Here is a 10102-nt window from a genome sequence, read left to right on the forward strand (position 1 = left end):
CGCTGGCGCTGGACGCTGCCTCGGTGGAGAACAGCGGACTGCTGCAGGGGACCACCCTGCTCGGCCTGAAGACCGGGTCACTCACAAACCTCGCGGGCGGATCGGTCTACAGCACGCAGGATTTAACGCTGAACGTTCCGGTGCTGTCTAACAGCGGGCTTATCACCACTGACGGCACATTGCGCCTCCGGGGCGACACGCTGACAAACCAGGGTGAAATCAACGGCGTCAGCCTGAGCAGCGACTACCTCAGCCTGACCAACACCGATACCGGACGCCTGCTGGCGGACGACCGGCTCACCCTGAACGGCACTGCGTTTGCTAACGCGGGCAATATTGCGGCCAGCGACCTGCACATCACGGCGGACAGCCTGCAAAACCAGGGCACCGTCGAGGGGGACTCGGCGCTGACGCTCGGCGTGGCAGACCTCACTAACCGTGGCGCGCTGCGCAGCAGCGGAACGCTGACGCTCGGCGGCGACACGCTGGCCAACAGCGGCGAGCTCAGCGCCACCGCGCTGCTGCTGAACCTGACCCGACAGGCCAGCAACGATGCCGACGGGCGGGTGATTGCCCGGAACGGCCTGACGCTGACCACCGCCAGCCTGACGAACAGCGGGCTGATGGCCGGTACCGACGCGCAGTTTAACAGCGCGTCGGTGACCAACGGCGGCACGCTGCAGGGGACACACTCCCTGACGGCGACCGGGGCACAGCTCAGCAACCAGCAGCCGGGCATGCTGCTCTCCGGCGGCGCGCTCGACCTGCACCACACCACCCTGAACAACGCCGGGCTGCTGCAGGGCAACACCCTGAACCTCGCCACCGGTGAGTGGATGAACACCGGCAACGCGCTGGGGGAAGCGGGCGTGACGGCGGCGGTGACCGGCACGCTGACCAACAGCGGTAAGGTGCTCAGCCAGCAGGCGCTGGACGTCCAGGCCGACAGGACCGATAACCGGGGCCAGCTGCTGGCGAAAGTGCTGACCCTGCGGGGCGACCTGCAGAACAGCGGCCTGCTTCAGGGCAGCAGCACGCTGGCCTGGTCCGGGAACACCTTCACGAACCAGCCTCAGGGCCAGGTGACGGGCGGCGAGACCCTGACGCTCAGCGGACAAACCCTCAGCAACGCGGGCAGCCTTCAGGGGCGCAGCGCGACGCTTGACGCCGGGAGCCTGAATAACAAGGGCAGCGTTCAGACGCTGGATGCCCTGACCCTTTCCGCGACCGGCAGGCTGGATAACACGGGCGCCCTGCTCAGCCAGAATCTCTTCACGCTGACGGCGGCGCAGCTGTTCAACGACGGCCAGCTGGCCGGGAAAGCCCTCACGGTGAAGGCTGCGCAGCTGAACAACACCGGGATCCTTCAGGGTAACGACACGCTGGCGCTGACCACCCGCGCGCTGAGCAACGGCGCCACCGGTCAGCTGGTGAGCGGCAGTCCTCTGGACTTATCCCTCGACACGCTCGATAACGCCGGCCTGCTGCTGGTGAAGGGCGGATTCACCCTGCGGGGCAGCGACCTGACGAACCGGGGCGATATTCAGGCGCAGAGCCTGGATTTGGGCCTGAGCAATGCCCTGACCAACACGGGGAACATCGTTGCCACCGACGATGCCGCGCTTAACGCGACGACGCTGACCAGCAGCGGCACGGTGGCGGGCAAAACGCTGACAGCAGGCGGTACTGAGCTGCGCAACAGCGGCCTGATGCAGGGCAGCAACGCGGTTAACGCCACCGCCGACCGCTTTATCAACGAGCTGAACGGTAAATGGCTCTCCGGCGGCGGCTTCACGCTGGCGGGCGGACAGCTGACGAACGCCGGTACGCTGCAGGGCGCCACGCTGGGCATGACCGGCACCACCCTCACCAACAGCGGCACGGTGAACGGGCAGACGGGACTCAGCGGCACGCTCAGCGGGGCGTTAACGAATACCGGGCTGCTGCAGAGCGGCGGCACGACCGCCTTCACCGCGGATACCCTGGCGAACCCGGGGCGCATCACGGGCGGTACGCTGTCCCTCACCGCCCGCGATATGAACAACGGCGGGCTGATGCAGGGAACGAACGGCCTGGCGCTCACCGGCACCACGCTGACCACGGGCGCGGCCTCGCGTACCCTCTCTGGCGGCATGCTGACGCTGGATACAGGCCAGCTGACCACGCAGGGCACGCTGCAGGGGAACGGCGCGGACATCCGCGCCAGCGACTGGACGCACGGCGGGTCTCTGCTCAGCCAGGGAACGCTGACGGCCACGACCGGCGGCACGCTGACCTCAACCGGCTCGCTGATGAGCCAGGGCCGGGCGGATATCACCGCACAGACGCTGGATAACCGCGGGCAGCTCCTCAGCGAGGGCGAGGTGACGCTCGGCGGCAGCACGCTTAAAAACAGCGGCACCGTGCAGGGGAACACCCTCGCGCTGCATCAGAACAGCATTAACAACCAGGGCACCTTAACCGGTCTGCAGAGCCTGACCGTTCAGGGGCAGCAGCGGCTGATGGCGCGCATGGCGATGGCCGCGCCGCAGCAGGAGCTGATCAACGGCGCAGGCGGCAAACTTCTTACCCAGGGCGCGCTGACGATTGCGTCCGGGGCTGTGACCAACGCCGGCAGCTGGCAGGCACAGAATATTCTGCTTAACGCCCGGTCGCTCACCAACAGCGGCGCGGTGCAGAGCGCCGGTGCGCTGCAGATGACGCTGGCCGATACGCTCAACGGAACCGCAGGCAGCAGGATCGCCGCGCTGGGTGCGGCGACGCTGCAGGCCGCGACGCTGGCGAACCAGGGCCAGTGGGCGGCGCAAAACCTGACGCTGACGGGCGGCACGCTCAGCAACAGCGGCGCCATCAGCGGCGTGAATGGCCTGACCCTCAGCCAGACCGGCGCGGTCAGCCAGCAGTCTGGCGGCACCCTGCTGTCCGGCGGGGCGCTGAACGTCACGGCGGCCTCCGTCACCAGCGACGGCAAAATGCAGGGGGGTACGCTCGGCATCACCACCGGGGCGCTCACCAACAACGGACGTCTGCAGGGCGATAACGGCGCGACGCTGGCCCTCAGCGGGACGCTGACCAACAACAGCGGAGGCGAAATCGTCAGCCGCGATGCGCTGACGCTGACCACGCCCGCGCTGTTTAACTACGGCCTGATCCAGGGCGGCGGCGAGACGCGCGTGACCGCCTCCTCGCAGGCGCGTAACGACGGCAGACTCCTCTCCGGCGCGCGCCTGACGCTCGGCACGCCGCAGTTCACCGGCACCGGCTGGCTGCAGGCCACCGACCTGATACTCAATGCGGCAAACGCCACCAACGGCGGCACGTGGGTGGCCGATCGCGCCACCCTGACCGGCACCAATTTCGCCAGCCAGGGCACCACCCAGGCGGGACAGCTGACGGTTAACTACAGCCAGCTGAACAACAGCGGCACGCTGCTCGGCAACACGCAGCTGAATATTGGCGCGGACCAGGTAACCCAGAGCGCGGGCGGCAGGCTGCTGAGCGGCGGCAACCTGTGGCTGCAGAGCCGGGGGCTGGACCTTACCGGCCAGCTGGTGTCCCTGGGGGACTTAACGCTGCAGCTGACGAACGCGTTTACCAGCCGAACCGCTGTGGCGGCAGGCAGAACCCTCACCATCAACAGCGGCAGCGACATCGATAACCGCAGCGTGCTGCAGGGGCAGTCGGTCAACCTGAACGCGGGCGGGCAGCTCAGCAACAACGGACAAATCACCACCGGCGGCGGCGCGAGTACGCTCTCCGGCAGCAGCGTGGCGCTGAACACCGCGGGTTCGGTGCAGGGCGGGGGCGATATCACCGTGGCCAGCCGGAGCAACATTACCGTGGACGGCTTCACCGGCACGCGCGGCTCGCTGACTCTGAGCGCGCCGGGCGCCATCGTCAACACCGCGCTGCTGTACGCGGCGAATAACCTGGCGCTGTTTGCCGACAGCATCACCAACCAGCGTGGCGACATCATGGCGGGAAACAACCTGTGGATGCAGCGGGATGCGGCGGGGAATGCGAACAGCCAGGTGGTGAATACGTCGGGGAATATTGAGACGCAGAATGGTGATATTGCGATCAGGACGGGGCATTTGCTGAACCAAAGGGATGGTCTGCAAGCAACAACTGTGCGTAACGCAGTACCAACAGAAAGCTGGATGACGGGTGAATCGATTATAAATGTTCCTGTCACAGCCTTAGCAGAAGGAAGTTATGGTTATTACTCCCAGTTAGAAAGATGGCAAACAGGTACTTGTGCAGGCGGGCAGAATGGTGGGTGTAATTACCATAAGGCGATGGCTTATTACTATGCACCTTTTAAGAACACTTCGACGCAAAAATTTGTAACTTCAAGTACTGTAACATCGGTTATTGGAGGCAATAATCCTGCTGGTCGTATCAATTCAGGAAAAAACTTAGATCTGTACGCAACGTCTCTGGATAACCAGGCTAGTAATATCCTTGCAGAAGGAAACATCGTTCTTGCAGGCGGGACGCTTAATAACCAAAGTTGGCAAGAAGGTATTCAGAATGAGTATCTGGTTTATGAATATGCTTCTAAATACAAAAATGTTAAGCCTAAGTACGCCACAAATGAGATGTCTTCAGCAAAAAATATTACCTTCAATAATGATTCGGTAACCTTTGCACTAACTGGACATGATTCCTCTTTTGAAGCAGGTTCGTTATACCGCGCCGTCATCCAGGCGGGCGGTAACGTCACCGCAAACTTCACCAGTAACATCAGCAACACCAATACCACTGCGAACGCGGGCGGCGTTAGCAACGTTATCTCCACACCGTCGCTGAACACCCTCAGCAACCAGAGCGTCGGCAGCGGCGTGCAAAAACAGGGGCTGAACACGACCGGCACCGTGGCGGTGAACTCGCCGCAGTGGAACGATCAGCTCCAGGGTGCGCTGCAGCAGCTTAACGGCGGCGGCGCGCTGGAAAACGGCGGCGCGTCCGGCACGCCTCTCAGCAACATTGGCACCACGCAGAAAGGCAACGCGAACCTCGGCCAGCTGGGCGCACTGGCGAACGCCGGGGTCACCACCGCCGATCTCAGAACCGCTCAGGGCGGAGCCGTCGGGCATTATCAGGGCCAGCGCGTCGATACCAGCGCTTACCCGCTTCCGTCGGGCAACAACGGCTATTTTGTCTTCTCCGACAACCCGAAAAGCCCGTACCTGATCAGCATCAACCCGAAACTGAACGGTCTCGGACAGCTTGATCCCGCCCTGTTTGCCGACCTGAACGCAATGCTCGGGGTCAAACCGTCGTCCACGGCACCGCAGGAGACGCGGCTGGCGTTTACCGACGAGAAGCAGTTCCTCGGCTCGTCCTATATGCTCGGCCGCCTCAACCTGAACCCGGATTACGACTACCGCTTCCTCGGCGATGCAGCGTTCGATACCCGCTATGTCTCCAACGTGGTGCTCAACCAGACCGGTAACCGCTACCTGAACGGCATCGGTTCCGATCTGGATCAAATGCGCTATCTGATGGATAACGCGGCGGCGGCGCAGCAGTCGCTGGGCCTGCAGTTTGGCGTCTCGCTGACCGCCGATCAGATTGCCGCGCTCGACCACAGCCTGCTGTGGTGGGAGAAAGCCACCGTCAACGGTGAAACCGTGATGGTACCGAAGCTCTACCTGTCACCGAAGGACGTCACCGTCAATAACGGCAGCGTAATCGCGGGCAACAACGTCACCCTGAAGGGCGGTGACATCACCAACAGCGGCAGCTCGCTGCTGGCGAAAAACAGCCTGACGCTCGACAGCCAGAACAGCATCAGCAACCTCAACAACGGCCTGATGAAAGCGGGCGGCGACCTGAACCTGAGCGCCATCGGCGATATCAATAACATCAGCTCCACCATCAGCGGCAAAACGGTCGCGCTGGAGAGCCTGGACGGCAGCATCAACAACCTGACCCAGGTTGAGCAGATTGATATCAACGCCGGAGGGAAGTACGGCAAGATCGGCCTGAAAGACACCCTGCTGGGCAGCACGGCGTCTATTACCGCGCAGGATGGCCTGTCGCTTGAGGCGGGGAAAAACATCACCGTTACCGGGGCGAACCTGGCCTCCGGCGGCGATATGCTGCTGAACGCGTGGGGCGATATTGCCGTCAACGCGAATCAGATCAACGACGCATTCAGCTCCAGCCGGGCGAAAACCAGCCGTTCGTCTGTCACGTATCAGGGCAGTAACGTCACCGCGGGCGGCAACCTGCTGGTGAACGCCGGGCACAACCTTGACGTGACCGCCAGCGACCTGAAGGCGGGCGGCAGCGCGGGGCTGAGCGCGGGCAACGATCTCAATCTGAACGCGGCACAGACCAGCGAAAGCAGCCGTAAAGGGAAAAGCGAATCCCACAGCACCGGGCTCGACCGCACCACGATTTCCGCAGGCGATAACCTGGTCCTGAAGGCCGGGCAGGATATCAACGCTCAGGCCGCCGCGCTGGCGGCGGAGAAAAGCGTCGGGATGCAGGCGGGTCGCGACGTGAATCTGGCGGCGGAAGAGACCACGCAGGGCGATAGCTATAAGTCAGGCAAGAAAACCGTCATCAACGAATCGGTACGCCAGCAGGGAACCGAGATCGCCAGCGGGGCGAATACCCAGATCCTCGCGGGGCGCGATGTCACCACCGAAGCCGCGCAGGTGACGGCGAAGGGCGATATCGGCGTGGCGGCGGGCCGCGACGTCAATCTCAATACCGCAACCGAAAGCGATTATCACTACAAAGAGCAGACCAAAACCAAAAAAGGGTTCCTGAGCAAGAAAACCACCCACACCATCGAGGAGAACAGCGCGACGCGTGAATCCGGCTCATTGCTGAGCGGCGATAACGTGCAGGTCGTTGCGGGCAATAACCTGCTGGTGAACGGATCCGCCGTGGCGGGCGATGGCGACGTGAAGCTTAAGGCGGGCAACAACGTCGATATCGTGGCAGCCACTAACACCGACACCTCCTGGCGCTTTAAGGAAGAGAAAAAATCCGGCCTGATGGGCTCGGGCGGGATTGGTTTCACCATCGGCAGCAGCAAAAGCACGCACGATCTTCGTGAGAAAGGCACCACCCAGAGTCAGAGCTTCAGTACGGTGGGCTCGACGGGGGGTAACGTCGCGATTTCTGCCGGAAACCAGGCCCATATCGGCGGCGCGGATCTTATCGCCGGGAAAGATTTAAGCCTCAGCGGCGACAGCGTCATCATCGAGCCGGGGCACGACAAGCGCACCCGGGATGAAACCTTCGAGCAGAAGAAAAGCGGGCTCACCGTGGCGCTCTCCGGCACCGTCGGTAGCGCTATTAACAATGCCGTGAGCGCGGCGCAGGAGACCAAAGAGCAAAGTGATGGCCGTCTGAAAGCCCTTCAGGCCACCAAAACGGTGCTGTCCGGCGTGCAGGCCGGGCAGGCAGCGGATATGGCGGCAACCACCGGTGACCCGAACGCAATGGGTGTGAGCCTCTCGCTGACGACCCAGAAGTCGAAATCACAGCAGCATGCTGAGAGTGATGCGGTGGCAGGCAGCACGCTGAACGCAGGCAACAATCTTGCCATCACCGCGAACGGTAAAAACAAAGGCGCGAACAGCGGCGACATCGTGATTGCGGGCAGCCAGCTGAAAGCCGGGGGCGACACCACGCTGGATGCACAGAACGACATTCTGCTGTCCGGCGCGGCGAATACCCAAAGAACCAGCGGCAAGAACAGCAGCAGCGGTGGCGGCATTGGCGTGAGCATCGGTGCCGGCGGCAACGGTGCGGGTATCAGCGTGTTTGCCAACGTCAACGCCGCGCATGGCAAGGATAAAGGCAACGGTACCGACTGGACCGAAACCACCATCGACAGCGGCAAAAACGTCATCCTAAAAAGCGGGCACGACACCGTGCTTGATGGCGCTCAGGTTAACGGCAATAAAATCGTGGCAGATGTTGGTCACGACCTGCTGATGCGCAGCCAGCAGAACAACAGCGACTACGACAGCAAGCAGACCAGCGTTGCGGCGGGTGGCAGCTTCACCTTCGGCACTATGTCCGGTTCAGGCTATATCAACGCCAGCCAGGACAAGATGAAGAGCCGCTTTGATTCGGTGGCCGAACAAACCGGGCTGTATGCCGGGGACGGCGGCTTCGATATCACCGTGGGGCATCATACCCAGCTTGATGGAGCGGTTATCGCCTCTACCGCCACGCCGGACAAAAACAGCCTCGATACCGGGACGCTGGGCTTCAGCGATATCCACAACGAAGCGGACTTTAAAACCTCGCACTCCGGTATCAGCCTGAGCGGCGGCGGCAGCTTCGGGGATAAATTCCAGGGTAACCTGCCGGGCGGCATGATCTCCGCTGCGGGTAATAAAGGCCATAAGGAAGGCACCACGCATGCCGCCGTGGCAGAGGGCTCCCTCACTATCCGCGACAAAGCAAACCAGAAGCAGGACGTGGCCGATCTGAGCCGCGACACCGAACATGCCAACGACAGCATCAGCCCAATCTTCGACAAGGAGAAAGAGCAGAACCGCCTGAACGCAGTTGGGATGATCAGCGACATTGGTAGCCAGGTGGCGGATATTGCCAGGACGCAGGGTGATCTTAACGGGCTGAAGGCGGCCCAGAAAGAAACCGGCGCAACACTCCCCGCAAATGCGACAGAAAAAGAGCGCCAGAACTATCTTGCGAAACTGCGTGATACCCAGGCATACAAAAACGTGATGGTGACCTACGGAACCGGCAGCGCCATGCAGCGCGGCATCCAGGCGGCTACGGCAGCGCTGCAGGGACTGGCGGGCGGCAATATCGGAGGGGCGCTGGCGGGCGCGTCAGCACCGGAGCTGGCGAACATCATCGGCCATCATGCAGGCATTGATGACGATACGGCGGCAAAAGCGATTGCCCATGCCATCCTCGGCGGCGTAACCGCAGCCCTTCAGGGCAACAGTGCCGCAGCGGGTGCTGTGGGGGCCGCATCCGGCGAACTGATTGCGACAGCGATTGCCAAACAGTTCTATCCCGATACTGACCCGTCGAAGCTGACGGAAGAGCAGAAGCAGACCGTGAGTACGCTGGCATCTGTTTCAGCGGGCATAGCTGGCGGGATTGCCGGGGGAAATACGGCTGGTGCGGCGGCTGGAGCCAGTGCAGGAAAGAATACTGTGGAGAATAACTTCCTTAGCGCTTCAAAAAATGATGCACTTAATAAAGCGCTTGAAGATCAAAAAAATGGTAAGAACCTTCTTCAGGCATCACAGGATATTGTTCGTCTGACCAATGAGGACAAAGCCAATAATGGGCTTCTGAATAAATACCAGAATGGTCAGCTGAATGATGCAGAAAAGCAAGAACTTGCCGGGTTACTTAATCAGTATGGCTATGAACTCCAGACTGTTTACGGTTACTCAGAGCAGCAAGCGGCACAAGCGATACAGTCCCTGGCGAAGGGCGGAGCTTTTGTGGCATCGGCAGCTGATGCCAAAGCCTATAATGAGGCGCTGAGCTATCTGAAAATGCACGGTGTTCAGTCAGGTCAAGCCGCAGTGGGTACAGATGCTTTGATGGTCCTTCCTGGAGCCCCTGGTACTCTGGTGCGTGGAGTTGTGGCTGCGGGAGGTGCATACCAGACAGGTACGGGGATAGGTCAGATTGCTGATGGTAACTATAGTAACGGAGCTCTGAATGTTGGTCTCGGAACGGCTGCTATATTTGGTGGCGCAGCAGGGAACAGCGTTATCACCAAAACTGAAACAGGTATTGTTTCTCCAAATAAAGGTGCTGGCTGGACAGAGAATTCTCAGTCTATTGATAAAAATGCCCATTCTTCTATTCCCAAAGTTACTGCTGAATTGACAGATCCTCAGACAGGAAAAGTCTTCACGGATACGAATCAGGGGAACAGAGCTGATTTCTTCTTGGGGGATGCCAGCAAGCCAACGCTTATCAATGATGTAGTGCAGGCAAAAGTAATTAAGGAAGGTGCGAATAAGTCCGAGATGTGAGATCATCGTGTTGTAACCTGAACCCAGAATGAGTAACCGGATGAGCCAGCAACTGACTTTTGCCGACAGTGAGTTTTCCAGTAAACGCCGCCAGA

The 10102-nt window shown here is 61.0% G+C and carries 1 protein-coding gene; it reads left to right on the plus strand.

What is annotated here, in order from left to right:
* The first annotated feature begins 419 nt into the window (after positions 1-419).
* On the plus strand, positions 420-10007 hold the full coding sequence (locus tag ACOTXT_RS21490; protein ID WP_421625442.1) for a hemagglutinin repeat-containing protein: 9588 nt from the start codon (positions 420-422) through the stop codon (positions 10005-10007).
* Positions 10008-10102 lie beyond the last annotated feature (95 nt).

This window comes from Enterobacter cloacae complex sp. IR5422, assembly GCF_049238165.1.
GTDB lineage: Bacteria > Pseudomonadota > Gammaproteobacteria > Enterobacterales > Enterobacteriaceae > Enterobacter > Enterobacter roggenkampii.